The sequence below is a fragment of the Citrobacter sp. Cu233 genome (genome assembly GCF_030332225.1).
GTDB lineage: Bacteria > Pseudomonadota > Gammaproteobacteria > Enterobacterales > Enterobacteriaceae > Citrobacter.
Map to the genome: position 1 here is coordinate 84,376 of NZ_JAOWIF010000037.1, position 26,161 is coordinate 110,536.

The following is a 26,161-nucleotide window of genomic DNA, read 5'->3' on the forward strand; positions in this document are numbered from 1 at the left end:
TACACATTACACGCCTGCCTCTTCGGATGGCGGGCTTTTTTTCGCCGGGCGTTTACGCGGCACACTCTTTTTCTTCTCACTACCGCCAGGTGCAGCAATCCCCCGGAACCGGCGAACTGGTGTACTACGAGCCTGGTCGATTAACTGATACAGCGTTCCGACCAACGGTTGCATAAAGTCCTGATAACGACACTGTTTTTCACTAATTTGTGTCAAAATCGACTCCCAGTGCGCGGTCATATCCGGGCGCGTCGCCATTTCAGGCAGCGAGTGGAACAGCGCTTTTCCGGCATCGGTCGAATGGATATAGCGCCCTTTTTTCACCAGGAATCCGCGTTTAAACAGTAATTCGATAATCCCGGCTCGTGTTGCTTCTGTTCCCAGTCCGTCTGTCGCGCGGAGGATCTTTTTCAGATCTTTATCCTGCACAAAACGCGCGATCCCGGTCATTGCCGACAACAACGTCGCATCGGTAAAGTGGCGCGGCGGCTGGGTCTGGCGTTCAACCACTTCGCCTTTTTCACACAGCAACTCATCGTCTTTTGCCACCACTGGCAGCGGCGTACCGTCGTTATCTTCATCGCGCTCTTTGTTACCGAGCAGCGTACGCCATCCGGCCTCGGCCAGGAAACGCGCCTTGGCAACAAACTTACCTTTGGCGATATCCAGTTCAATGACGCACTTACGAAAAACAGCATCCGCGCAAAACTGCATCAGATACTGACGCGCAATCAGGTTGTAAATCTTCGACTCATTGTCATTGAGATTGATAGTTGAGCTACGCGCTGTCGGAATAATAGCGTGGTGCGCATCCACCTTTTTATCGTCCCAACAACGATTTCGCGTATCAGGATTCACAGCAGGCTGCGGTAACAGATCCGGCGCATGGATGCTAATCGCATTCATCACCGCATGGCGTCCGGCAAAGTGCTCTTCCGGCAGATAGCGACTATCCGAGCGCGGGTAGGTGATCAGCTTGTGGGTTTCGTACAGTTTCTGGCAGATATCCAGAACATTTTGCGCACTTAAACCGAAGCGTTTCGCGGCTTCAATCTGCAACGCTGACAGCGAAAACGGCAGCGGCGCGGATTCTGATTCCCGTTTATCATTATAACTGGTGACTATCGCCGGCTGACCATTGATGCGCTTCACCACATGCTCAGCCAGCGTACGATTCAGTAAACGCCCTTCTTCGTCCTGATAAGGTTCACAGGCCTCACTGGGTTGCCAGATGGCGGTAAAACGCTCATCGGCGGGCGTCACAATATGCGCTTTCACCTCAAAAAAATCTTTCGCGACAAAGTTTTCGATCTCTTCATCACGACGCACAACCAGGCCAAGCACCGGTGTCTGTACACGGCCTACAGAGAGGACGCCCTGGTAACCTGCGTTGCGCCCGAGAATAGTGTAGGCGCGCGTCATATTGATGCCGTACAGCCAGTCCGCGCGTGCACGAGCCAGTGCCGACACGCACAGTGGGATGAAATCGCTGTTTGCACGTAGGCGCTCTATCGCCCGTTCCACTGCCTGTGGGTTCAGATCGTTAATCAGGCAACGTTGCACCTGCTGGCGTTTTTCGGGGGCAAGCTGCAGGTAATCCAGTACCTCGTCCACCAGCAGTTGTCCTTCACGATCGGGGTCTCCGGCGTGAATAACTTCACTGGCTTCATGTAAAAAGCGTTTAATAACGTTGAGTTGTTTGGTCACAGAGGGACGCGGCTGTAGTTGCCACTTTTCCGGAACAATCGGCAGATCGGCCAGGCTCCAGCGAGCATAACGACTGTCGTAGGCGTCTGGCTGTGCCTGTTCAAGCAGGTGACCGATACACCAGGTCACCACTTGCCCATTTCCGCATTCAATAAAACCGTCACCTTTACGATGTGGCTTGGGTAGCACATCGGCGATGGCGCGCGCCAGACTCGGTTTTTCGGCAATAAACAACCGCATCGGGTTAACGAATCTCAACCATGGCGCGACCGCCGCGGGCTTCCACCAGCTCACCGATAGCCGTGAGATCGATACCAAACTGCGCAGCTGCGGCTTTGACCTCAGCTTCAGATTCCGGTGTTACAGCCAGCAGCAAGCCGCCGGACGTTTGCGGATCGCACAACAGATCGCGTACCGATTGCGGCATTTCCCCCATCAGGTGTCCATAGCTCGCGTAGTTACGCTGCGTACCTCCCGGCACTGCGCCCTGTGCGATGTATTCTTCAACGCCAGGAAGCTTAGGAATGTCCTGGTAGACGATCTGCGCCTGAACGCCTGCCCCCTGGCACATCTCGCTCAGATGGCCCAGCAGACCAAAACCGGTTACATCCGTCATGGCTTTCACACCGTCGATGTCGGCAAATGCCGCACCTGCGATGTTCATCCGGCACATCACTTCCGTCGCCAGTCCGACGTGTTCCGGTTTCAGCAGCGATTTCTTCTCTGCGGTGGTCAGTACACCAATACCCAGCGGTTTGGTGAGGAACAGCTTACATCCAGCCTCGGCGGTGCTGTTTTTCTTCACACGTTCGGTTGGCACAATACCCGTCACAGCAAGGCCAAAGATAGGTTCAGGGGCATCAATAGAGTGTCCACCTGCCAGTGCAATCCCCGCCTGACGACAGGCAAAACGCCCGCCTTCGGTGACTTCGCGGGCTATTTCCGGCGCCAGTTTATCAAGAGGCCAGCCCAGAATAGCGATTGCCATAATCGGTTTGCCGCCCATCGCAAAAATGTCGCTGATGGCGTTGGTCGCAGCGATGCGGCCAAAATCAAACGGATTATCGACAATCGGCATAAAGAAATCGGTGGTGCTGATAACGCTGGTACCGTTACCCAGATCGTATACCGCCGCGTCATCGCGGGTTTCATTACCCACGAGTAAATTCGGATCAACAAACTTCGCCTGCTCGCTGTGCAGGATGGTTTCCAACACTTTCGGGGAAATTTTACAACCGCAACCGGCTCCGTGGCTGTATTGCGTTAAACGAATAGCTTGCTCGCTCATGGACATCTCCTGTCATTGCAATGCGGATATGGTAGCGCTCATTCCATGATGTGGTAAGAGTGACTGTCTGAATTAGAGTGTCTTTGCTCATAATCCAGACAGTTTTGCCGTTGATGTCAGAAATAACGGACGAATGAGGTCGGATCGGCAAGATTAATCGAGGTGGAGGCTTTTAGCTGCGGCGTTCCCAGATAGAGAAAACCGACGATTTTATCCTGTGGACGACAGTCAAACGCTTCACGGACTACCGTACTTTCCGTTAAGGCTCCGCTGCGCCAGATCCCGCCAAACCCTTGTGCAATCGCCGCCATTTGCATCGCCATTACCGCGCAGCCTGCAGACATTTCTTGTTCCCACATCGGGACCTTGTCGCTTTCTTCACATTTCGCCACCACAGCGATAATCAGCGGCGCGCGAAACGGTGCTGTACGGGCTTTTTCCTGTGCTTTTTCATCACTTCCGGCAGCAATCGCGCCTTTTTCAAGCACGGCACTAAAACGTTCGCGCCCTTCACCTTCAATCACAAAAAATTGCCACGGTTGCAGTGATTTATGGTCTGGCGCACGCATACCGGCGCGCAGAATATTTTGCAGTTGCTCTCCCTCCGGGGCCGGTTCGACAAGACGAGAAGCGCTACGACGGGTCATAAGTAATTCGAGTGCATCCATTTGCTTAACTCCAACAATGATATTTATTCACAAAATTAACACGCGGGCGGATTTTGTTACAGCACAGGTGGTGATTCCTGCTGACAAGTGCCTGTCGGGTCATTACGATAGCCACATCTTAACGCCTTTCTCGTGGCTCACGTGGGCGTGTTGTTAATCGATAGGGAGAATACATGCGAACCCTGTGGCGATTTATTGCCGGATTTTTTAAATGGACATGGCGATTACTCAATTTCGTCCGTGAATTTGTGCTTAACCTGTTCTTTATCTTTTTAGTACTGGTGGGTGTTGGGATCTGGATGCAGGTCAGTAGCAGCAACACCAGCGAACATGCTGAACGTGGCGCACTGCTGCTGGATATCTCGGGGGTTATTGTTGATAAACCTTCAAGCACCAGTCGGTTAAGTGCCATCGGTCGTCAACTGTTTGGCGCAAGTTCCGATCGTCTACAGGAAAACTCCCTGTTCGATATCGTGAATACCATTCGACAGGCCAAAGATGACCGCAACATTACCGGTATCGTGATGGACTTGAAAAACTTCGCCGGGGCCGACCAACCGTCGATGCAATATATCGGCAAAGCACTCCGCGAGTTCCGCGACAGCGGTAAGCCTGTCTTTGCTGTAGGCGATAACTTCAGCCAGGGGCAGTATTACCTGGCAAGTTTTGCCAACAAAATTTGGCTATCTCCGCAGGGTTCCGTTGATCTGCACGGCTTTGCCACTAACGGTCTGTACTACAAATCTCTGCTGGATAAGCTGAAGGTCTCAACACACGTATTCCGCGTGGGTACCTATAAATCCGCCGTCGAGCCGTTTATCCGTGATGATATGTCACCTGCCGCGCGTGAGGCTGACAGTCGCTGGATTGGCGAGCTGTGGCAGAACTATCTCGATACGGTCGCCGCTAACCGTCAGATCCCGGCGCAACAGGTATTCCCTGGGGCGCAAGCGATGCTGGACGGTTTGACGAAAGTCGACGGTGATACCGCAAAATACGCTCTCGATAACAAATTGGTAGATGCTCTCGCTTCCAGTGCTGAAGTCGAAAAGTTGCTGACCAAACAGTTTGGCTGGAGCAAAGCGGATAAAAACTACCGCTCTGTCAGCTACTACGATTACACACTGAAAGCACCCGCTGATACCGGGGACAGTATCGGTGTCGTCTTCGCCAACGGTGCCATTATGGACGGAGAAGAAACGCCAGGGAATGTGGGTGGCGATACTACCGCTGCACAGATCCGTGAAGCACGCCTCGATCCGAAAGTGAAGGCCATTGTTCTGCGCGTGAATAGCCCAGGCGGTAGCGTCAGCGCCTCGGAAGTGATCCGTTCTGAGCTGGCAGCAGCAAAAGCAGCGGGCAAACCGGTTGTCGTTTCCATGGGCGGCATGGCGGCGTCCGGGGGGTACTGGATCTCCACGCCTGCAAGCTACATCGTGGCAAACCCCAGCACCCTGACCGGTTCCATCGGTATCTTTGGTGTTATCAATACGGTGGAAAACAGCCTGGATTCAATAGGCGTGCATACTGACGGTGTTGCAACTTCCCCACTGGCGGATATCTCCATCACCAAAGCGTTACCGTCAGAAGTACAGCAAATGATGCAGTTAAGCATTGAGAACGGCTATAAGCGCTTTATCACGTTGGTTGCGGATGCTCGTAAGACGACACCGGAGCAGATTGATAAAATTGCTCAGGGTCACGTCTGGACGGGTCAGGATGCGAAAGCAAACGGACTGGTAGACAGCCTGGGCGATTTTGATGATGCCGTCGCAAAAGCTGCAGAGCTGGCAAAACTGAAACAATGGCACATTGAGTATTATCAGGACGAGCCTACCTTCGTGGATATGGTGATGGACAGTATGTCAGGTTCGGTGCGCGCCATGTTGCCAGAAGCCCTTCAGGCAATGCTCCCGGCGCCACTGGCTTCAGCTGCCAGCGTGGTAAAAGCTGAAGGAGATAAACTGGCTGCGTTTAACGATCCGCAAAACCGTTATGCGTTCTGCCTGACCTGCGCCAACGTTCGCTAACTATTGACCCCTCTTCGGGATGAAGAGGGGTTTTCTTTGAGACAGAAGAAAAGTCATGCAGAAAAAATCAATTTACGTTGCCTATACCGGCGGCACCATAGGTATGCAGCGCTCTGAACAGGGTTACATTCCGGTTTCGGGTCACCTGCAGCGCCAACTGGCATTGATGCCTGAATTCCACCGTCCGGAGATGCCAGACTTCACCATCCACGAATACGCCCCGCTGATGGATTCCTCCGATATGACGCCGGAAGACTGGCAGCATATTGCGGAAGACATTAAAGCGCACTACGACGATTACGATGGTTTTGTCATTCTGCACGGCACCGACACCATGGCATTTACCGCCTCGGCACTCTCTTTTATGCTGGAGAATCTGGGCAAACCCGTTATTGTGACAGGGTCACAAATCCCACTGGCAGAGCTACGCTCGGACGGACAAATCAATTTGCTGAATGCATTGTACGTTGCGGCAAATTACCCGATTAATGAAGTCACCCTGTTTTTCAACAATCGCCTGTTTCGCGGCAATCGTACAACTAAAGCCCATGCTGACGGTTTTGACGCCTTCGCCTCCCCGAACCTTGCTCCACTACTGGAAGCGGGGATCCACATCCGCCGGCTGGGGACGCCACCCGCACCGCATGGTGCGGGTGATCTGATTGTTCACCCCATCACCCCGCAGCCGATCGGCGTGGTCACGATTTATCCAGGGATCTCTGCTGACGTGGTGCGAAATTTCCTGCGCCAGCCCGTGAAAGCGTTAATTCTTCGCTCTTACGGTGTCGGTAATGCACCACAAAACAAAGAGTTTTTGAAAGAACTTGAAGATGCGAGTTCGCGTGGCATTGTGGTGGTGAATCTCACCCAATGCATGTCCGGCAAGGTCAATATGGGCGGTTACGCGACGGGGAATGCGCTGGCGCACGCTGGTGTCATTGGCGGCGCGGATATGACCGTCGAGGCTACGCTGACCAAGCTGCATTATTTGCTGAGTCAGAACCTGGATACCCAGGCTATTCGCGAAGCGATGACGCAAAATCTGCGTGGCGAGCTCACGCCAGACGAGTAAAGGAGTCTATGACGATGGCCCGAGCCTTATTGCTGGTCGATTTACAGAATGATTTTTGTGCCGGTGGTGCACTTGCCGTCCCGCAAGGTGACAGCACTATAGAGATAGCCAACCGACTGATTGACTGGTGTGCCATACGCGGCGATGCAATTGTTGCCAGCCAGGACTGGCACCCGGCAAATCATGGTAGTTTTGCCAGCCAACATCAGGTTGCGCCATACAGCCAGGGACAACTGGACGGACTGCCACAGACGTTCTGGCCCGATCACTGTGTGCAAAACAGTGAAGGTGCCGCGCTACACCCGCTGCTTAACCAGACAGCAATTAATCAGACTTTCTGTAAGGGCGAGGATCCACTGGTCGACAGTTACAGCGCATTTTTTGATAACGGCCGTCGCCAGGCAACTGCGCTTAATGCTTGGCTGCTGGAAAATCGAATGGCTGAACTGATCATCATGGGTCTGGCAACCGACTATTGCGTAAAATTTACCGTGCTTGATGCGCTCGATCTTGGCTATACCGTCAGCGTCATTACTGACGGTTGCCGTGGGGTAAATATTCAGCCAGAGGACAGTGCACACGCCTTTATGGAAATGGCTGCGGCCGGAGCAACGCTCTACACGCTGGCTGACTGGGAAGAAACGCAGCGCTAATGTTTTGCCTGATGGCGACGTAAAATGCGCTTATCAGGCTTATTCAAATGGCATTTTTACTCAATGCTGTAGGCCGGATAAGGCGCTTGCGCCGCCATCCGGCAATCAACAACCCTACTGCACCTACAAAAATTGGTACACCGCTTCGCCAGCACGGCGTGAATCCCTTCGCATTTTTCCTCTTTTGAAACTGCTAGTCTGCGAGAGCTGTTTTTCGCCACGCCATTTCCGTGGCGTGTTTGCATTTTTAATTGTCAAAGAGGAACTCCGATGAAACTTTTGCCTTTGTTGGCAGCATTACCCCTGCTCTGTGCCAGCGTTGTTTCCGCTAACTCACTGATGTCTGTCGGCTACTTCAACGGCGGCGGCGACGTCACTGCCGGTCCTGGCGGTGATATCGACAAACTGGATGTTCGCCAGATAACCCACCTGAACTACTCATTTGGCCTGATCTATAACAACGAGAAGGACGAGACCAATGACGCGCTAAAAGATGCCAGTAAGCTGCATCAAATTTGGCTTTCAGAAAAAGTGCAGTCTGATCTGCAAAAGATCCCGGAATTGCGCAAACAGAACCCGAATCTTAACGTTCTGCTTTCCGTTGGCGGTTGGGGGGCGCGTGGATTCTCAGGCGCTGCAGCCACAAAAGAATCCCGGGCGGTATTTATTCAGTCGGTGCAGGACATCATTGCGAAATATGGCCTGGATGGTATCGACCTCGACTGGGAGTATCCGGTAAACGGTGCATGGGGATTAGTTGAAAGTAAACCGGCCGATCGTGCAAACTTTACTTCGCTGCTGAAGGAGTTACGTGCCGCAGTGGGGCATAAAAAACTGGTGACCATCGCGGTTGGTGCCAACGCAGAAAGCCCGAAAAGCTGGGTAGACGTCAAAGCCATTGCGCCATTGCTCGATTACATCAATCTGATGACCTACGATATGGCTTACGGTACTCAGTACTTCAACTCAAACCTGTACGATTCGACAACGTGGCCAACGGTCGCCGAAGCGGATAAGTACAGCGCCGATTTTGTCGTCAATAACTACCTCGCTGCAGGGCTAAAGCCAGCTCAGATGAACCTGGGTATTGGGTTCTACGGTCGCGTGCCTAAACGTGCCGTTGAGCCGGGGATTGACTGGAGCAAACCCGACGCACAGAAAAATCCCGCCACTCAGCCCTATTTTGAACCACAACAAATTGCGTTGTTCAAATCACTGGGCGTTGACCTGACCAAAGATACCTATGTGAAGTACAACGACATTGTGGCGAAGCTCATCAACGATCCGCAAAAGCGCTTTACCCAGCACTGGGACGATGAAGCAAAAGTACCGTGGCTGTCGGTGCAGTCTGCCGACGGAAAGGCACTTTTCGCCCTCTCCTACGAGAATCCGCGCTCTGTTGCCATCAAAGCGGACTACATCAAAAACAAGGGACTGGGAGGCGCTATGTTCTGGGAGTATGGTGCGGATGATAAAAACCAGTTAGCGAAGCAGTTGGCCGATTCATTGGGTATCAAACACTGATCCCAACGCTTGCCACAATAGGTTATGATTATCGCAATCCGCTGCGCCATTCGCTGGCGCAGCTTTTCATCTTCTACTGGAGGCATGAGCTGGTATGGCTTTCATCCCTAAAAATTACGCCCGTCTGGAAGTCGGTTATCGGGAAAAGGCACTTAAGCTCTTTCCCTGGGTCTGTGGACGTTGTTCCCGCGAATTCGTGTACTCAAATCTGCGCGAATTGACCGTACACCATATCGATCACGACCACTCTAACAACCCGGAAGATGGTAGCAACTGGGAGATGTTGTGCCTGTACTGCCACGATCATGAGCATTCCAAATATACGGAAGCGGACCAGTATGGTTCAACAGTGGTTGCCGGAGAAGACGCGCAGAAGGCCGTCGGCGAAGCGAAATATAATCCGTTTGCTGACCTTAAAGCGATGATGAACAAAAAGTAGTCTACTGCATATGCCCGGCATACACACTCACCGGGCATCTACCATCAGGATTTGAACGTCGCAATCGGCTCAGGCGTAATGCCAAACTCCACTTTAAGTTGCTGCTTACTCTTCATCACCATCTCACCGTTGGTATCGATAGTCATGTGTTGTGCATTCGTGTTGTTACGTGCCTGCCATAACATTACCAGTTGCAAACTGTTCTCTTTTTGTTCTGCGGTCAGCGCGACGCCATCCGGCCATTTTCCCAGTTCAACGGCAGTCGATAAGCGCTGATAAACTTCCGGCGTCATGCTGTTGATCATCTCATCAAGATTCATGTTAAATCCACTCTCCGTAGAATAATTAGCTGAATCGTTTCTTCAGCCTTTCGTTTGCTCACCGTTTTCGCCGTCTGTGAAGTTCAATGATGCTGAATTAACGCAGTAACGCTCGCCTGTGGGCTGAGGCCCATCCGGAAAGACATGCCCCAGATGCGCATCACAGTTTCCACAGCGGATTTCAATGCGCTGCATGCCGTGAGACGTGTCATTTATGTAACGGATAGCCTCTTCGCTCACCGGCTCGTAAAAGCTAGGCCAGCCGCAGCCAGAGTCGTATTTTGTCTCTGAACGAAACAAGGCATTATCGCAGATCAGACAATGGTAGATGCCATCACGCTTATTGTGCAGCAAACGCCCGGTAAATGGCGGTTCTGTCCCATGATTTTGTGTCACGTAAAACTGCATTTCGGACAAATTTTTTTTCAGTTCTTCTGGGGAAGGTTGCTTAGCCATTTGCTCACATCTCGCTTTATCTAAACTCACATCGCGAGACAGATTCTAACAAAACATTAACACCATAGTGCGAACTTTTGTTCTAAACTTGATCCGTGCGAAATGGCAGCCCAGAAATCGTGATCTACATCACGTTTTTATCTTGATTGCCCTTTAAAATTCGGGCCGCCGCCCCCATGTGGTTTCAAGCCCAAAGGAAGAGTGAGGCGAGTCAGTTGCGCAAAGCTTAAGCAGCAGTTTGATTTGTCGCAATGATTGACACGATTCCGCTTGACGCTGCGTAAGGTTTTTGTAATTTTACAGGCAACCTTTTATTCACTAACAAATAGCTGGTGGAATATATGACTATCAAAGTAGGTATCAACGGTTTTGGCCGTATCGGTCGCATTGTTTTCCGTGCTGCTCAAGAACGTTCTGACATCGAGATCGTTGCAATCAACGACCTGTTAGACGCTGACTACATGGCTTACATGCTGAAATATGACTCCACTCACGGCCGTTTCAACGGTACCGTTGAAGTGAAAGACGGTCATCTGATCGTAAACGGTAAAAAAATCCGTGTTACCGCTGAACGTGATCCGGCTAACCTGAAATGGGACGAAGTTGGTGTTGACGTAGTAGCTGAAGCTACTGGCCTGTTCCTGACAGATGAAACCGCTCGTAAGCACATCACTGCTGGCGCGAAAAAAGTTGTTCTGACTGGCCCTTCCAAAGACAACACTCCGATGTTTGTTAAAGGCGCTAACTTTGACAAATACGAAGGCCAGGACATCGTTTCTAACGCTTCCTGCACCACTAACTGCCTGGCTCCGCTGGCTAAAGTTATCAACGACAACTTCGGTATCATCGAAGGTCTGATGACAACTGTTCACGCGACCACCGCAACTCAGAAAACCGTTGATGGCCCGTCTCACAAAGACTGGCGCGGCGGCCGCGGCGCATCCCAGAACATCATCCCGTCCTCTACCGGTGCTGCTAAAGCTGTAGGTAAAGTACTGCCTGAACTGAATGGCAAACTGACTGGTATGGCGTTCCGCGTTCCTACTCCGAACGTATCCGTTGTTGACCTGACCGTTCGTCTGGAAAAAGCTGCTTCTTACGAAGAAATTAAGAAAGCAATCAAAGCTGCTTCCGAAGGCGCAATGAAAGGCGTTCTGGGTTACACCGAAGACGACGTTGTATCTACCGATTTCAACGGTGAAGTTTGCACTTCCGTGTTCGATGCTAAAGCAGGTATCGCACTGAACGACAACTTCGTGAAACTGGTTTCCTGGTACGACAACGAAACTGGCTACTCCAACAAAGTTCTGGATCTGATTGCTCACATCTCCAAATAAGTTGAGATGAGACAGTAATCTGTAAGAGCGACTCTGGTCGCTCTTTTTTTTGCTCAAAATAAAGGATTGCGTAATGATTAATAAAATTTTTGCACTTCCGATAATCGAACAAATTACCCCAGTCCTCTCCCGCCGTCAGCTTGATGAGCTTGAGATTGTGGTTGTCGATCACCCGCAGGTTAAAGCCTCTTTCGCACTGCAGGGCGCACATCTTCTGTCCTGGAAACCTAACGGCGAAGACGAAGTCCTGTGGTTAAGCAACAACACACCGTTTAAAACGGGCGTGGCGCTGCGGGGTGGCGTACCCATTTGTTGGCCGTGGTTTGGCCCGGCGGCTCAGCAAGGTCTGCCTTCTCACGGCTTCGCGCGTAACCTGCCCTGGACGCTGAAGGCGCACAACGAAGATGACAACGGCGTGGTTCTGACGTTTGAGCTGCAAAGCAACGCTGAAACGCATCAGCTATGGCCACACGACTTTACCCTGCTTGCCCGCTTCAAAGTCGGTGCAACCTGTGAAATGGAACTGGAAGCCCACGGCGAGTTTGAAACCACCTCCGCACTGCATACCTACTTCAACGTGGGTGATATTGCCGCAGTGAAAGTAAGTGGTCTTGGCGACCGCCTGATCGATAAAGTGAACAATGCGAAAGAAGATATGCTGGCCGATGGTATCCAGACCTTCCCGGATCGTACTGACCGCGTTTATCTGAACCCGGAAGCATGCAGTGTCATCCATGATGATTCGCTCAAGCGTAATATCGATGTCGTGCACCACCACCATCTGAACGTTGTGGGCTGGAACCCGGGTCCGGCGCTGTCTGTCAGCATGGGTGACATGCCGGACGATGGCTACAAAACGTTTGTTTGCGTAGAAACAGCGTACGCAACAGCACCGCAGAAGACCACTGCAGAGAAACCTTCTCGTCTGGCGCAAACTATTCGTGTTGCGAAACGCTAAGATTTTGCCTGTTGCCTGATGGCGACTTATCCGGCCTACTGACGCATTGCATAGGCCGGACAAGAGAAGTAAACATCGCTATCAGGCCATATCCAATACTGTTTTGCCTGCTGGAGCAGGCCAGGCCTGATCTAATAACCTTAACTCATCAGTAGAGAGCGTTATCTCTAACGCGGCCGCATTCTGTTCGACGTGCGCCACACTCGCCGCTTTTGGAATCGCGATCACGCCTGGTTGACGAATAACCCATGCCAGCAAGATCTGGGCGGCAGTAGCATCGTGTGCACGTGCAATGTCGTTAATCACCGAATGAGTGAGCAGACCACTGCGCAACCGTCCTGCCTGTGCCAACGGGCTATAGGCCATAACCGGCATCTGCTGTTGCTGACACCATGGTAGCAAGTCATATTCAATGCCGCGCGACGCTAAATGATATAACACCTGGTTGGTGGCGCATTGCCGTCCACCCGCAACCTGCCATAGGGCCTGCATCTCGTCATAATCGAGATTTGAAACACCCCACCGACGAATTTTCCCCTGTCCGATCAGCGTTTCCATTACCTCGATGGTTTCTTCAAATGAATAGTCGCCCATCCAGTGCAATAAATAGAGATCCAGATAGTCGGTTTTCAGTCGGCGCAGACTCCCTTCGCAGGCTGCAATCGCTTTCTGGCCTCCGGCATTCCATGGATACACTTTTGACACCAAAAACGCCTCATCGCGCCGACCGTTCAGCGCCTCTCCCACGATCTTTTCTGCTGCACCATCAGCATACATTTCTGCGGTATCAATAAGCCGCAAGCCAAGATCTAACCCTGCCTGCAATGCGGCCACTTCATCCCGACGGCGGCTGGTATTCTCGCCCATGTACCACGTCCCCTGCCCTATGGCCGGAAGTCTTACCTGCTGCGTAAAAATCACCTGCTTGTCAGTCATCGTCCCCTCCTGTCTTTACGCACCACAATAGCGCAAAGTCACGGGTGTCGCCTTATGACGGTGCACAAAATGCACCATCACTCATTGGGCGGTGTATTGAACTGGGGCAGTAACGGAGAGATTAAAGAACGAAACATATTGAAGATACAAAATAAAAACCCGGAGAGCGTATATCCCCGGGCTTAAATAACCTATGATTTATTATCAATGCAAGCTTATTTTAAACGCCCTAAATATTTGCCCTGTTGCATTGCTTCAATTTTACCATTTTTATACATAATAACAGTAATTAAACCTGCGCTATACGTTTGTGCAGTCGCTGTATTCTCATCGTTTGATGCGGGTTTGCCATTAATATAGGCAATACCATCAGCACCACGTTTGAAATCGACACCCAGTTTTTTCACATGTACAGGTTTTGCATTGCTGGCATGAACGGGTGCGCTGGCTTCGCTGACCATCGTTTTATGTTCATGTTCTAACTGCTGGCGGTAGGCCTCGCTAATGGCATAGGCTGGCGCGACAGATGACGCCACCAGTGCAGCGATAATGATATACTTTTTCATTGAATATCCGATGCGAATAATTTTCTTCGCTGTATTTTAAGAGTTGAGTAATATCTGCAATTCAATATTTAATGTCAATTCCATTTTTCAGATCATCACCTAAAAAAGCAAAATAAATATATTAAACAGGTTTCGAATAAAAGATAACTTTCACCGTTAAATAAAATGAAGAAATACGTTATCAAAACCAGGTAGCTGCGGTAAAAAAATAAAAAGCCCGCATTCTGCGGGCCTGAAATTATTATCTGTTTCTCGCTTAGCGAAATCAGAATTTATAGGTGATACCGGTTGAGATCAGACCCGTCCAGGATTTGTCTACCATCGGGCTGTCTGTCACCTCATCAGACAGACGGGTGTAACGTGCAGTACCGTACACGCTCCAGTCGCCTAAGAAATTATAGTTAGCGCTGAGTTCAAGGTACGGATTCCAGCTGCTTTCGGGATCGTAGCTACGTAAACCACTGCGGGACGATTCGTGACGCGATACACCATAGTAGTACTGGTTCTGGTTTTCACTGTTCCACTCAACACCAATCCCCGGTGTCAGTGTCAGGCCCCCGTTGGTATAACGGTACAGCCATGCCAGATCCCATACGATACCATTACTGTTATCCAGTGCGTCTCCCGCGAGGCTAGTACGCAGGAAACCATATTGCGTGTTATGCACGTAAGAAAGCCCGGCCATCATGGTGCTCTTACGCTTATCGAGATTGCGCAGACGGCTATCGTCGCTGTCGCCCGGCTTGAAGTACAGTGGCGACCAGTACGCCATAACAGATAATTTATCTGTATTATCATTCCACAGGTAGTATCCGCCGCCCAGACCACGGAACCAGAAGTTGTCGCTTTCATAGGTCACAACAGGGATCGGGTAAACGTCACTATCGTAGTTTTTGTAAGGGTGTTCAACCACACCAACGCCTGCGCCCAGCGTCAGGTTGCTTTCTGCTTGCGCGACGCTCGCGGACGTGGCAATGAGCACGCCAAGTGCCAGAAGTTTGAGTTTGGTCACAATCCATAATTCCTTATTCAAATGTTTAGCGACGAAAGTGTAACCGCCAATACGCTTCAGCCCAACTATTTTACGTATTACCTGCCCAATGTAACCCCCTAATTTCTCAGCGAGTGATGACATTTTGCTTGCAGTACGGTGAACACCACATGAATTCAGCCCCATTTCTTTACATAACATGTGCTTTTTTTGCTGATGAGTTATTGATATGCCATTGAAATTCACTTGCGCGTACAGGCAAGTTTTGCAAATGCCATCTACGCTTAGATTTAGAAGGTGTATCACCGAATACGTTGATCTCCTGACCATCGAAATGGCATGAGAGTTGCTTATTTCTTCAGCAGCGACGTCGTTCAGTTTACCTCTTCAGGGGCCTCTACTATTCATATGAACGGCTCTTAACATGTGCTAAAAAACGAAAGGACGGCATACCATGAATATATTCGATCACTATCGCCAGCGTTATGAAGCTGCCAAGGACGAAGAGTTCACGCTGCAGGAGTTTCTTACCACTTGTCGGCAAGATCGCAGTGCTTATGCCAACGCGGCAGAGCGGCTATTAATGGCTATTGGTGAGCCTGTCATGGTTGACACTGCCCACGAACCTCGACTTTCTCGACTCTTTTCGAATCGGGTGATTGCACGTTATCCCGCTTTTGAAGAGTTTTACGGCATGGAAGACGCAATTGAACAGATTGTTTCTTATCTGAAACATGCGGCTCAGGGGCTGGAAGAGAAGAAGCAGATCCTGTATCTGCTGGGGCCGGTGGGAGGGGGAAAATCATCGCTTGCAGAACGACTGAAATCGCTGATGCAAAGAGTGCCCATTTATGTTCTCAGCGCTAATGGTGAACGTAGCCCGGTTAACGATCATCCGTTATGCCTGTTTAATCCGCAGGAAGATGCACAGATCCTGGAAAAAGAGTATGGGGTCCCGCGTCGCTATCTCGGTACGATCATGTCGCCGTGGGCCGCGAAGCGTTTGCATGATTTCGGCGGGGACATCACTAAATTCCGCGTCGTCAAAGTCTGGCCGTCTATTCTGGAGCAAATCGCCATCGCTAAAACGGAGCCTGGTGATGAAAACAACCAGGATATTTCCGCTCTGGTCGGGAAAGTGGATATTCGTAAACTCGAACACCATGCACAGAACGATCCTGATGCCTACGGCTACTCAGGTGCGTTATGCCGCTCCAACCAGGGGATTATGGAATTCGTAGAGATGTTTAAAGCACCGATTAAAGTGCTGCATCCTCTGCTGACTGCAACCCAGGAAGGAAACTACAACGGGACAGAAGGTATCTCTGCCCTGCCGTTTAACGGGATTATTCTCGCCCACTCGAACGAATCTGAATGGGTGACGTTCCGCAACAACAAAAATAACGAAGCCTTCCTCGACCGTGTATACATCGTGAAGGTCCCGTATTGCTTACGTATATCTGAAGAGATCAAGATCTACGAAAAACTGCTTAACCACAGTGAGTTGACACATGCGCCTTGCGCACCGGGCACGCTGGAAACGCTCTCTCGCTTCACTATTCTTTCTCGTCTGAAAGAACCTGAAAACTCTAGCATTTATTCGAAGATGCGCGTTTATGACGGTGAAAGCCTGAAAGATACCGATCCTAAAGCAAAATCTTATCAGGAGTACCGGGATTACGCCGGAGTTGATGAGGGGATGAACGGTCTGTCCACGCGTTTCGCGTTTAAGATCCTCTCCCGCGTGTTCAACTTTGACCATGCCGAAGTCGCGGCAAACCCGGTGCATCTGTTCTATGTGCTTGAGCAGCAAATCGAGCGTGAGCAATTCCCTCAGGAGCAGGCCGAACGTTATCTTGAGTTCCTGAAGGGCTATCTGATCCCGAAATACGCCGAGTTTATTGGCAAAGAGATCCAGACGGCTTACCTCGAGTCCTATTCAGAATATGGACAGAACATTTTCGACCGTTATGTTACCTATGCGGATTTTTGGATTCAGGATCAGGAGTATCGCGACCCGGATACCGGTCAGTTGTTCGATCGCGAGTCACTGAACTCCGAACTGGAGAAAATTGAAAAACCGGCGGGTATCAGTAACCCGAAAGACTTCCGTAACGAGATCGTCAACTTTGTTCTGCGTGCGAGAGCGAATAACAGCGGTCGTAATCCAAACTGGACCAGTTACGAAAAACTGCGCACGGTTATTGAGAAGAAAATGTTCTCGAATACCGAAGAGTTGTTGCCGGTCATTTCGTTTAACGCCAAAACCTCGACTGACGAGCAGAAAAAACACGACGACTTTGTCGATCGGATGATGGAAAAAGGCTACACGCGTAAACAGGTGCGTTTACTGTGCGAATGGTATTTGCGCGTACGTAAATCGTCTTAACTTTCATGCCCGATGTTGCCGGGCTTATAACGACACTCTGTAGGCCGGATAAGCTTAACGCTATCCGGCATCTACAGAATCTGCGAATAGTTGGCAGTACGGGGGGCATATGACCTGGTTCATAGACCGACGTCTTAACGGCAAAAACAAGAGCACGGTAAACCGTCAGCGCTTCTTACGCCGTTATAAATCGCAAATTAAACAGTCGATCTCCGAGGCCATTAACAAGCGTTCGGTGACTGATGTCGATAGCGGCGAGTCTGTCTCTATCCCGACCGATGATATTAGCGAACCGATGTTTCATCAGGGGCGTGGTGGCCTGCGTCATCGCGTGCATCCGGGTAACGATCATTTTGTACAGAATGACCGTATCGAACGTCCGCAGGGGGGCGGAGGTTCAGGAAGCGGACAAGGCCAGGCCAGTCAGGATGGAGAGGGTCAGGATGAGTTCGTCTTTCAGATATCTAAAGATGAATATCTTGATCTGCTGTTCGAAGATTTAGCACTCCCTAACCTGAAGCAGAATCAGCAGCGTCAGTTAACGGAGTTTAAAACGCACCGGGCAGGATTTACCTCCAACGGTGTGCCCGCCAACATCAGCGTGGTGCGCTCCCTGCAAAACTCACTGGCGCGCCGCACAGCAATGACGGCGGGTAAACGTCGTGAACTGCATGCGCTTGAGGCCGATCTGGAAACCATCGCCAAAAGTGAACCCGCGCAGTTGCTGGAAGAAGAGCGATTACGCAAAGAAATTGCTGAATTACGGGCCAAAATTGAACGCGTACCGTTTATTGATACCTTTGATTTGCGCTACAAGAATTATGAGAAACGACCCGATCCTTCCAGCCAGGCCGTGATGTTCTGCCTGATGGATGTCTCTGGGTCAATGGACCAGTCGACTAAAGATATGGCAAAACGGTTTTATATCCTGCTGTATCTGTTCTTAAGCCGCACTTACAAGAACGTGGAGGTTGTCTATATTCGCCATCATACTCAGGCAAAAGAGGTTGATGAACACGAGTTCTTCTACTCTCAGGAAACGGGGGGAACCATCGTTTCCAGCGCCCTGAAGTTAATGGATGAAGTGGTAAAAGATCGCTACAACCCTGCCCAGTGGAATATCTATGCCGCTCAGGCATCGGATGGCGATAACTGGGCAGATGATTCACCACTGTGTCATGAAATTTTGGCGAAAAAGCTGCTGCCGGTGGTGCGATATTATAGCTATATTGAAATCACCCGGCGTGCACACCAGACCCTGTGGCGTGAGTATGAGCATCTGCAATCTACCTTTGATAACTTTGCGATGCAGCATATTCGCGACCAGGATGATATTTATCCGGTATTCCGCGAGCTGTTCCATAAGCAAAGCGCCACTAGCAATAGTTAGCGGTTAGTGACGTAAAAAATCAGCCAGTTTTTCATCTCTGGCTGATTTTTTCTTGCCGGGTGCGGTGCGTTGCGTTCATACGTAAAATGACGCTACATTCTTTCCACCAGTGGATAGAAGTCTTTATTTTCCCGTTGCATACGCTCATACACTTTACGCAAAACAATGTTGGCATCGCGTCTGAACGCGTCATCGTTGCCCATCAACTTACTGGCAATATTCCAGCGGCGGGAGAAAACCTCATATTCACTAACGATGTCCGCCATTTCACGCTTAAATTTTGTGCTGACTTGCCGAAGTGCATTATTACCATCCTGCTCAATATGCGGATAAAGGAACTGATCTTCAGCGGATAAATGCGTTTTAATGATCGCGCTCATGCTCACAATCGCAGTAGCGATTTCCTGAGCATTGGCTGAAACGCCAGCGAGGCTTAACTGACGCAAAAATGATATTTTTCCCAGTATATCAACATGCTGACTTTTCATTTTTTCAATATTCATCCGTTTATCCTTTTTATTTTCCTTTGATAGAACAGCAGGCAATGTAGTTTAGTTGGTGACGTTGCGAGTGGAAGAAACGAAACATTTTCAAGAATCGGCGACGATTTTCGTACGTCCGCATACCGTTAAACGCAATTTTAATCGCACCCTTTACTCCTTCATCGCGAATTAATCCGCGCGGTGACATCAACGACATTTTGCCATTCTGTTGTATGACCTGTTCAAATCCCGCACTCATCAACAGGTCACTCCATCCTTGTTTCGTCATCGGACTGACGTTTGATTTCACCACCTGAACCAACTGATATTGGTCACCTTCTTCCAGTTTTTGCGCAGTGAACATAATGTCGTGGGTCAACAAACGTCCACCGGGTTTCAGCACCCGATGATATTCCGCAATCAATTTCGCTTTAGCTTTGTCTGCATACATCGTCAGCATGGCTTCGTTAATCACTACGTCGAAGCTGTTATCCGCAAAAGGCAGAGTACTGGCGTTTGCCGCCATGACATGAATGTAATTTTCCAGTCCGTTGAGCGCTACATTACTTCTGGCCTTGCTCAGCACATTTTTATCCATATCAATGGCATAGACTGTACATCCAAAGCGCTGTACCAGTTCGATGGCCGTCGTAGCCATATTGCAGGCCACTTCAAGGACCTGGCTGTCAGGGGTCAGTTGGGACTGCCGGAATAACCATTCCGTCGCTTCAACCCCGCCTGGGCGCAGGCGGGTTTTTCCCAGGCTGGCTAAAAATGTATGGCCCGCTTTTTCAGTCGCGCTCATTCGCCTGTCTCCTTTTCTATAAGTTGCATTATAAATACAACATTAGAGATTAAAGGTGAAGAGCACGAATGATTTTTATTACAAATAATGCACAATCCTGCAGGATTTTCCGTACTGTTAGAGTGGATGTATGCCGTGTGATAGACTGATGCATCTGACTTACAGGGTTGTAAATCATTATGAAATTGCATCATAAAGCGCTTCGGCACTTTATCTCCGTAAGCGTTATTGTTTTGACATCTTCTTTTTTGGTTTATGAACTGGTTGCCAGCGATCGGGCAATGAGCGCGTATATGCGCTACATCATAGAGAAAGCAGATTCATCCTTTCTCTATGATAAATATACTAATCAGAGCATTGCCGCCCATATGATGCGCCAATTTTCATCCCCGAGAAAGCCCATCACAGTCGAACAACGAAAAGCGCTGTGTACCGCTTTCGAAACCGTTAACGGCATACATGGATTCAATCTCACTGCCCATAATTATCTTCCGTTACGCGGTACGTTACAGACCCACTCATCGAGTTGTATTGAACAACTTGACGATATCTTTCTGCTCCCCGCCTTCGATCAGGCCGTAAACGCAAATCGTGAACGGGTAGATTATGGTCAGGGATTAGGCACCATGGAATACAAGTTTCGCTATTACATTGACCTGAAAAACGACTACATCTATTTCTACAACCTGATAAATTCATATCAATTTGCCATGAATCACTGGTCTTTTTTACAGAAAGGTACACTGGGAATTAACCAGAACGATATTGATGATATTTTTACTGGCCGAACCGTCATTTCCAGTATTTATCAGGACGATCTCACCCAGGAGAAAGTGATGAGCTTTTTGACCCCGGTCTACTATACCGGCAAGCTAAAAGGCGTCGTCATGGTGGATGTTAACAAAGACAATTTAAAGAACATATTTTATACCAACGACCGTCCCCTCGTCTGGCGCTATCTCAATGTGACCTTATCTGACATCAACTCAGGTAAAGAGATTATCATTCACCAAAGTGAGAGCGACTTGTTTAAGTATGTTCATTATATTAATGATATCCCAGGCGGAATGCGCATTACATTGTCGCTTGATTTTATGTATTTTATTGTTGCTTCCTGGAAGATATTTGCCTTCTATTTACTGGCAACGGCACTGCTGCTGAACATGGTCAGAATGCATTTTCGTTTGTATCACAACGTCACACGCGAAAATATCAGTGATGCGATGACCGGGCTTTATAACCGTAAAATATTAACGCCCACGCTTGAGCAGCGTTTGCAGCAGTTGGTCAACACCGGAACCTGCGTAACTTTTATTGCTATTGATTGCGATAAACTAAAGACAATTAATGACACACTCGGACACCAGGAAGGCGACCGCATTATCACCATTCTGGCCAAAGCTATTCAGGCCTCTATTCGCAAAAGTGACTATGCCATCCGTCTTGGCGGAGATGAGTTTTGTATTATCCTTGTTGATTCTGCCCCTGAACTCACCCCCCAACTACTGGATCGTATTCGCGATAACTTACACACTATTGCTCCGGATACCTCCGTCAGTTTTTCCGCGGGGATTTATAACATGCAGCCAAACGACACTATTGATGACGCTTATAAGGCATCAGATGTACAGCTCTATCTGAACAAACAGAAAAAATACCACCGTGAGTGATATTGTATTCGTCAGGATTTTTATCGTAGTACCAGGAGTAAGAAATGACAGATGTAAATAAAGGCAACGTGACGCACCAACGTTTAATTTCGCTGTTGTCAGAACAAGGCGCGACGTATCGTGTGCTCAGCCATAAAGCCGTTGGCAAATGTGAAGCTGTCTCGGAAATTCGCGGTACAGCGCTGGGTCAGGGAGCAAAAGCCCTCGTCTGTAAAGTAAAAGGCAACGGCGTCAATCAGCATGTGCTGGCCATTCTCCCGGCTGACCAACAGGCTGACCTGAACCAGCTTGCCGGACATATCGGCGGTTTACGCGCATCACTTGCCAGCCCGGCGGAAGTGGATGAACTGACCGGCTGCGTGTTCGGCGCTATCCCACCGTTTAGTTTCCATCCAAAACTCAAGCTGGTTGCCGATCCGCTGTTGTTTGAGCGCTTTACTGAAATTGCGTTCAACGCCGGACTGCTCGAAAAGTCCGTGATCATGGACACCAAAGATTATTTGCGCATTGCGCAACCTGAATTAGTCCCATTCCATCGCGCACAATAGCAAGCCCGTAACATCAGCATCAAAACGCGATATTATGCGTTCGCCCAAAAATAATAATAATCAATAAAAAAGCCTGTTCCGTCACGCATTTACGCGTACAGTAAGCAGGCTTATTTTTTCTTTTGGCAAGGAAACTACGATGTTTGATGTCACACTGCTGATCCTGCTTGGACTGGCAGCTCTGGGCTTTGTCAGCCACAACACCACTGTCGCCGTTTCAATTCTGGTGCTGATAATCGTCCGTGTTACTCCGCTGAATACATTCTTCCCGTGGATTGAAAAACAGGGGCTTACCGTTGGGATTATTATTCTGACAATCGGCGTCATGGCCCCCATCGCCAGCGGCACGCTGCCCCCCTCCACGCTTATTCACTCCTTTGTAAACTGGAAATCTCTGGTCGCCATCGCCATCGGCGTTGTTGTCTCCTGGCTTGGCGGGCGCGGCGTCACGCTGATGGGCAGCCAACCTCAACTCGTCGCGGGTTTACTGGTGGGCACAGTATTGGGCGTTGCCCTCTTTCGCGGCGTGCCGGTGGGTCCGCTTATTGCGGCAGGTCTGGTGTCGCTGATTGTCGGGAAGCAGTAGTCAAGCCCGCCAGATAGCGACCAGGTGTTTGACCCAGGCCTTTCTTGAACATGGTGATAAACGCGGTCGTTGAATCGTAACCAAGCATTTGAGCGACCTGTTGTACATTGTGCCCGTCGATCAGTGCCTGCAGCGCCAGGATCAGTTGCAACTGATGGCGCCAGCGGCGAAAACTTAGCCCCGTTTCTTTGACGACCAGACGGGCAAGGTTACGCTCACTCATGGCAAACACGTTGGCCCACTGCCCCAGTGTTTGCCATTGTGCAGGCTCCTGCGCCATCGTCGCCACCATCTTGCGAATTTTCGGGTGATCGGATACCGGTAACTGCATTTGCTCCTGTGGCTGCTGTGGTAGTTCGTCAAACAACACCTGCGTTAACCGCTGGGTGGCTGGTTCACAGAGCTGGGCATCCGTTTTGTTCGCCAGCGCAAGAATAAGCTCCCGGCATAATGGCGTTATTTTCAGCGTACAACAGCGTTCCGGCATCACTACTGCATGAGGTTCAATGAATAAAAAGCACAATTGCGCGCCAACGGTAACGTGGTTGCTGTGCGGAATTTCACCTGGTATCCACACAGCATATTGCGGCGGCACCATCCACATGGCGTTCTCAACTTCGCACGTAATTGCGCCATGCAACGCCAGGATTAACTGGCCTTTGCGGTGTTGATGCAGTGGGCTGAAAAGTTCGTCTTCCTGAGCCTGAATACAAAAAGCCACGGCGGCATCATGGTAAAGGTCGGGTTGATACCCGTCCAGCCTCAGTCCAAACATAAGAATGTCCGATTTTAGCGATAAACTGTCATTTTAGCTTGATTCATCCACAGAGTAAAAACGCTAAGGTAACGCCTTGCCTGACGATATGAGAAAAAAATGACTAACTCCCCTTCTTCCCGCGGTAAAAACGGTGCGCTGTTAATTGCGGGAATCCTGATGATCGCGACCACACTACGCGTTACGTTTACCGGCGCAGCCCCTTTACTGGACGCGATTCGCACTGACTACGGTCTGACCACCGCCCAGACGGGACTCCTGACCACGCTACCACTGCTTGCTTTTGCACTGGTGTCGCCTCTGGCGGCAACCGTCGCTCGCCGTTGGGGTATTGAGCGCAGTCTGTTAGCCGCCATGCTGCTGATCTGTGTGGGTATTGCTATACGTTCACTCCCTTCATCCGGAGCCCTGTTTGGCGGGACGGCAGTTATTGGCTGTGGCATCGCACTGGGAAATGTCCTTTTGCCGGGCCTCATTAAGCGTGATTTTTCACAGCATGTGGCAAAGCTCACCGGGGCGTATTCGTTAACAATGGGCGCTGCAGCAGCGCTGGGTTCGGCAATGGTCGTGCCGCTGGCGTTAAATGGCTTTGGCTGGCGCGGTGCGTTGATGATGTTAATGGTCTTTCCGCTGCTGGCGTTATTGATCTGGTTACCTCAGTGGCGCCAGACGGCCAATGCCAGCCTCAGCAATTCGCGAGCGTTACACTCCCGCGCAATCTGGCGCTCCAGTCTCGCCTGGCAGGTCACGCTGTTTTTGGGCATCAACTCGCTTATTTATTACGTTATTATCGGCTGGCTACCCGCCATTATGATCAGTCACGGCTACAGTGAAGCTCAGGCGGGGTCGCTGCATGGCTTGCTACAACTGGCGACCGCAGCGCCCGGGCTACTGATCCCCCTCGTTCTGTATCGGTTTAAAGATCAGCGTACTATCGCCGCACTGGTCTCGTTAATGTGCGCTGTTGGCGCGACAGGGTTTGCTGTCATGCCTGGCCAGGCGGCCCTGTGGACCGTGTTGTTTGGCTTTGGCTCCGGTGCCACGATGATCCTTGGCCTCACCTTCATCGGGCTACGTGCAAGCTCTGCGCACCAGGCCGCCGCACTATCGGGCATGGCGCAATCTGTCGGGTATTTACTGGCCGCATGTGGGCCGCCAATGATGGGGAAAATTCACGATCTTAACGATAGCTGGCAGATCCCGCTGGTTGGCGTCGCGCTGCTAGCCCTCGTCATGGCCGTGTTTGGCGTCTGTTCAGGACGCGAGAAAGAGATCGCCTGCGCGTAATACACCGGGCAGGCGAATAACCAACCTGCCCGGTTGTTATCCTCTGGCCGCGCGCAGCAGTGCCTGGACGAGTGGCACAGGCTTTCCTGCCAGTGCCCCTCGTTCGTGCTGAAAAAGCGTCCCGACATAAAACGGATGTGTCACCAGTTCAATAGCGCGAACGTCACCAGCGTCATCCCAGCCCGTCACTCGCAGATCGCCGCTTTCAAGCTCAGCGGCAAAAGCTTCCGACACGCCATAGTTACAGTGATACCTCTCTGTAATGACATCCCGTCCGTAGGCTCTGGCGATCAGCGTATTCGCACGCAGTTCAATATCATCCGTCTTTTCGACCAATGAGCAGGTCAGCGGTGCAATCACCATACGCCCCGTGGTATCTGTTTCCGCATGTGCGGCATCACGCCAGCCCAGCACATTGCGAGCATACTCGAGAATAGCATGCTGAAAACCGCCACAAGTGCCCAAAAAGGGAATGCTGTTTTCGCGTGCGTAACGTATTGCCGTCAGCGCGCCTTCCGGGTGCTGGTAAGGACTGCCGGGGACCACCCAGATGGCATCATAGCCGACTAAATCTTCGCCACTACTAATATCAGATGTGGTGAGCCAGTCATAATCAGCCACTAATTCCAGAACGGCAGCAGCATCATCGATAGCAAGGGGAATAGCCTGGTGCGCCACAATATCGGGGCTGTAATCGCCCACCAGCGCAATGCGAAGCGTATCTTTAACAGGGGAAATGTCCATTAACTTTCCTTATGTCCAAACAATGAGGGACAACATAAGGAGCCTCAGCCTACCGATTTTTTGTTGTTATCACAATCCCTTAAATTGAGAGTCTGTGTGGCCCAAATGCTATAATGGTCACGTTTTACGATCTTATTTAACCGTAATGAAGACGGGTTCAGTGGCTTAGCGGAGCGGATTAAAAGATGAATATTCAGTGTAAACGCGTGTATGACCCGGCAGAAAAAAGTGATGGCTATCGTGTTCTGGTCGACAGGCTGTGGCCGCGCGGGGTGAAAAAAACCGATCTTGTTTTCAATGAATGGGATAAAGCGCTGACGCCCTCGTCTGATTTACGTAAGGCATTCCACGCAGATGTCATCGATTTTGCCCATTTCGCCGAGCAATACCGCGCAGAACTTGCCCAGCAACAGCAGGAAGGCAAGCGACTCGCGGATATTGCCCAGCAACAGCCGTTAACGCTGCTGTATGCGGCGAAGGATACGCAGCAAAACCATGCGCGGGTTCTGGCTGAGTGGTTACGTCAATTGTGACAGCGGG

Annotated in this window: 26 protein-coding genes and 1 pseudogene; 15 read left to right on the top strand and 12 right to left on the bottom strand. The window is 50.4% G+C overall.

The window, feature by feature from the left end:
- Positions 1-6 precede the first annotated feature (6 nt).
- The 3 genes from OGX95_RS16085 to OGX95_RS16095 all read right to left on the bottom strand — a co-directional run bounded on the left by OGX95_RS16085 (position 7) and on the right by OGX95_RS16095 (position 3,663).
- Positions 7-1,947, bottom strand: coding sequence for a DNA topoisomerase III (locus tag OGX95_RS16085; RefSeq protein WP_286630188.1), 1,941 nt, complete (start codon positions 1,945-1,947; stop codon positions 7-9).
- 4 nt (positions 1,948-1,951) lie between these two features.
- A complete protein-coding gene (selD, locus tag OGX95_RS16090) occupies positions 1,952-2,995 on the bottom strand; it encodes a selenide, water dikinase SelD (protein WP_286630148.1) in 1,044 nt (347 codons plus the stop codon).
- 116 nt (positions 2,996-3,111) lie between these two features.
- Positions 3,112-3,663: an NAD(P)H nitroreductase gene (locus OGX95_RS16095; protein ID WP_286630149.1), complete on the bottom strand. Its 552-nt coding sequence runs from the start codon at positions 3,661-3,663 to the stop codon at positions 3,112-3,114.
- Positions 3,664-3,836: 173 nt separating this feature from the next.
- Here OGX95_RS16095 and sppA point away from each other — a divergent pair, with 173 nt between their 5' ends.
- The 6 genes from sppA to yajD all read left to right on the top strand — a co-directional run bounded on the left by sppA (position 3,837) and on the right by yajD (position 9,381).
- Complete coding sequence (gene sppA, locus OGX95_RS16100; protein WP_286630150.1) at positions 3,837-5,693, top strand: signal peptide peptidase SppA; 1,857 nt, start codon at positions 3,837-3,839, stop codon at positions 5,691-5,693.
- Positions 5,694-5,748: 55 nt separating this feature from the next.
- Positions 5,749-6,765 carry an asparaginase gene (gene ansA, locus OGX95_RS16105; RefSeq protein ID WP_286630151.1) on the top strand — a complete coding sequence of 339 codons (1,017 nt, stop codon included), beginning with the start codon at positions 5,749-5,751 and terminating at the stop codon, positions 6,763-6,765.
- Positions 6,766-6,779: 14 nt separating this feature from the next.
- A complete protein-coding gene (pncA, locus tag OGX95_RS16110; RefSeq protein ID WP_286630189.1) occupies positions 6,780-7,418 on the top strand; it encodes a bifunctional nicotinamidase/pyrazinamidase in 639 nt (212 codons plus the stop codon).
- 47 nt (positions 7,419-7,465) lie between these two features.
- The gene (locus tag OGX95_RS16115; protein ID WP_286630152.1) at positions 7,466-7,606 is read left to right on the top strand and encodes a hypothetical protein; all 141 of its coding nucleotides are present in this window, start codon (positions 7,466-7,468) and stop codon (positions 7,604-7,606) included.
- An 82-nt stretch (positions 7,607-7,688) separates the two neighbouring features.
- The gene (gene chiD, locus OGX95_RS16120) at positions 7,689-8,942 is read left to right on the top strand and encodes a chitinase ChiD (RefSeq protein WP_286630153.1); all 1,254 of its coding nucleotides are present in this window, start codon (positions 7,689-7,691) and stop codon (positions 8,940-8,942) included.
- Between the two features lie 94 nt (positions 8,943-9,036).
- Entirely contained in the window at positions 9,037-9,381 is a 345-nt protein-coding gene (gene yajD / locus OGX95_RS16125) for an HNH nuclease YajD (RefSeq protein WP_003832478.1), read from the top strand.
- Positions 9,382-9,425: 44 nt separating this feature from the next.
- Here the strand turns inward: yajD and OGX95_RS16130 are convergent, their stop codons facing one another.
- Positions 9,426-9,701, bottom strand: a complete 276-nt coding sequence (locus OGX95_RS16130; protein WP_005121124.1) for a YeaC family protein — start codon at positions 9,699-9,701, stop codon at positions 9,426-9,428.
- Positions 9,702-9,743: 42 nt separating this feature from the next.
- A complete protein-coding gene (gene msrB, locus OGX95_RS16135; RefSeq protein ID WP_286630154.1) occupies positions 9,744-10,157 on the bottom strand; it encodes a peptide-methionine (R)-S-oxide reductase MsrB in 414 nt (137 codons plus the stop codon).
- Positions 10,158-10,498: 341 nt separating this feature from the next.
- Here msrB and gapA point away from each other — a divergent pair, with 341 nt between their 5' ends.
- Both gapA and OGX95_RS16145 read left to right on the top strand, forming a co-directional pair.
- Positions 10,499-11,494, top strand: a complete 996-nt coding sequence (gene gapA / locus OGX95_RS16140; RefSeq protein ID WP_286630155.1) for a glyceraldehyde-3-phosphate dehydrogenase — start codon at positions 10,499-10,501, stop codon at positions 11,492-11,494.
- A gap of 73 nt (positions 11,495-11,567) precedes the next feature.
- Entirely contained in the window at positions 11,568-12,452 is an 885-nt protein-coding gene (locus OGX95_RS16145; RefSeq protein ID WP_286630156.1) for a D-hexose-6-phosphate mutarotase, read from the top strand.
- An 81-nt stretch (positions 12,453-12,533) separates the two neighbouring features.
- Here the strand turns inward: OGX95_RS16145 and OGX95_RS16150 are convergent, their stop codons facing one another.
- The 3 genes from OGX95_RS16150 to OGX95_RS16160 all read right to left on the bottom strand — a co-directional run bounded on the left by OGX95_RS16150 (position 12,534) and on the right by OGX95_RS16160 (position 14,966).
- Positions 12,534-13,388, bottom strand: coding sequence for an aldo/keto reductase (locus OGX95_RS16150; protein WP_286630157.1), 855 nt, complete (start codon positions 13,386-13,388; stop codon positions 12,534-12,536).
- 215 nt (positions 13,389-13,603) lie between these two features.
- Positions 13,604-13,954: a hypothetical protein gene (locus OGX95_RS16155; protein ID WP_286630158.1), complete on the bottom strand. Its 351-nt coding sequence runs from the start codon at positions 13,952-13,954 to the stop codon at positions 13,604-13,606.
- A 265-nt stretch (positions 13,955-14,219) separates the two neighbouring features.
- The gene (locus OGX95_RS16160; RefSeq protein ID WP_286630159.1) at positions 14,220-14,966 is read right to left on the bottom strand and encodes a MipA/OmpV family protein; all 747 of its coding nucleotides are present in this window, start codon (positions 14,964-14,966) and stop codon (positions 14,220-14,222) included.
- A 433-nt stretch (positions 14,967-15,399) separates the two neighbouring features.
- Here OGX95_RS16160 and yeaG point away from each other — a divergent pair, with 433 nt between their 5' ends.
- Together yeaG and OGX95_RS16170 are read left to right on the top strand one after the other, a co-directional pair.
- Positions 15,400-17,334 carry a protein kinase YeaG gene (gene yeaG, locus OGX95_RS16165; protein WP_005120355.1) on the top strand — a complete coding sequence of 645 codons (1,935 nt, stop codon included), beginning with the start codon at positions 15,400-15,402 and terminating at the stop codon, positions 17,332-17,334.
- A 109-nt stretch (positions 17,335-17,443) separates the two neighbouring features.
- Entirely contained in the window at positions 17,444-18,724 is a 1,281-nt protein-coding gene (locus tag OGX95_RS16170; RefSeq protein WP_286630160.1) for a YeaH/YhbH family protein, read from the top strand.
- A gap of 92 nt (positions 18,725-18,816) precedes the next feature.
- Here OGX95_RS16170 and OGX95_RS16175 read toward each other — a convergent pair whose 3' ends face one another.
- Together OGX95_RS16175 and OGX95_RS16180 are read right to left on the bottom strand one after the other, a co-directional pair.
- The gene (locus tag OGX95_RS16175) at positions 18,817-19,227 is read right to left on the bottom strand and encodes a hemerythrin domain-containing protein (RefSeq protein WP_286630161.1); all 411 of its coding nucleotides are present in this window, start codon (positions 19,225-19,227) and stop codon (positions 18,817-18,819) included.
- A 13-nt stretch (positions 19,228-19,240) separates the two neighbouring features.
- On the bottom strand, positions 19,241-20,011 hold the full coding sequence (locus OGX95_RS16180; protein ID WP_286630162.1) for a class I SAM-dependent methyltransferase: 771 nt from the start codon (positions 20,009-20,011) through the stop codon (positions 19,241-19,243).
- A 179-nt stretch (positions 20,012-20,190) separates the two neighbouring features.
- Between OGX95_RS16180 and dgcJ the strand changes: the two genes are divergently transcribed.
- The 3 genes from dgcJ to OGX95_RS16195 all read left to right on the top strand — a co-directional run bounded on the left by dgcJ (position 20,191) and on the right by OGX95_RS16195 (position 22,815).
- Positions 20,191-21,681 carry a diguanylate cyclase DgcJ gene (gene dgcJ / locus OGX95_RS16185; RefSeq protein WP_286630163.1) on the top strand — a complete coding sequence of 497 codons (1,491 nt, stop codon included), beginning with the start codon at positions 20,191-20,193 and terminating at the stop codon, positions 21,679-21,681.
- 44 nt (positions 21,682-21,725) lie between these two features.
- Positions 21,726-22,229, top strand: a complete 504-nt coding sequence (locus OGX95_RS16190) for a YbaK/prolyl-tRNA synthetase associated domain-containing protein (protein ID WP_286630164.1) — start codon at positions 21,726-21,728, stop codon at positions 22,227-22,229.
- Positions 22,230-22,368: 139 nt separating this feature from the next.
- A complete protein-coding gene (locus OGX95_RS16195) occupies positions 22,369-22,815 on the top strand; it encodes a DUF441 domain-containing protein (protein ID WP_199146690.1) in 447 nt (148 codons plus the stop codon).
- Here OGX95_RS16195 and OGX95_RS16200 read toward each other — a convergent pair.
- Positions 22,798-23,590 (bottom strand): annotated as a pseudogene (locus tag OGX95_RS16200) (AraC family transcriptional regulator); the annotation flags it as partial. The gene OGX95_RS16195 and the pseudogene OGX95_RS16200 sit on opposite strands and share 18 nt — an antisense overlap.
- A 99-nt stretch (positions 23,591-23,689) precedes the next feature.
- On the opposite strand from OGX95_RS16200, the gene OGX95_RS16205 reads away from it, so the two are divergent.
- Positions 23,690-24,877, top strand: coding sequence for a CynX/NimT family MFS transporter (locus OGX95_RS16205; protein WP_286630166.1), 1,188 nt, complete (start codon positions 23,690-23,692; stop codon positions 24,875-24,877).
- Positions 24,878-24,913: 36 nt separating this feature from the next.
- Here the strand turns inward: OGX95_RS16205 and OGX95_RS16210 are convergent, their stop codons facing one another.
- Positions 24,914-25,621, bottom strand: coding sequence for a CTP synthase C-terminal region-related (seleno)protein (locus OGX95_RS16210; protein WP_286630167.1), 708 nt, complete (start codon positions 25,619-25,621; stop codon positions 24,914-24,916).
- A 185-nt stretch (positions 25,622-25,806) separates the two neighbouring features.
- Here OGX95_RS16210 and OGX95_RS16215 point away from each other — a divergent pair, with 185 nt between their 5' ends.
- Positions 25,807-26,154 carry a DUF488 domain-containing protein gene (locus OGX95_RS16215; RefSeq protein ID WP_286630168.1) on the top strand — a complete coding sequence of 116 codons (348 nt, stop codon included), beginning with the start codon at positions 25,807-25,809 and terminating at the stop codon, positions 26,152-26,154.
- Positions 26,155-26,161: the final 7 nt, after the last annotated feature.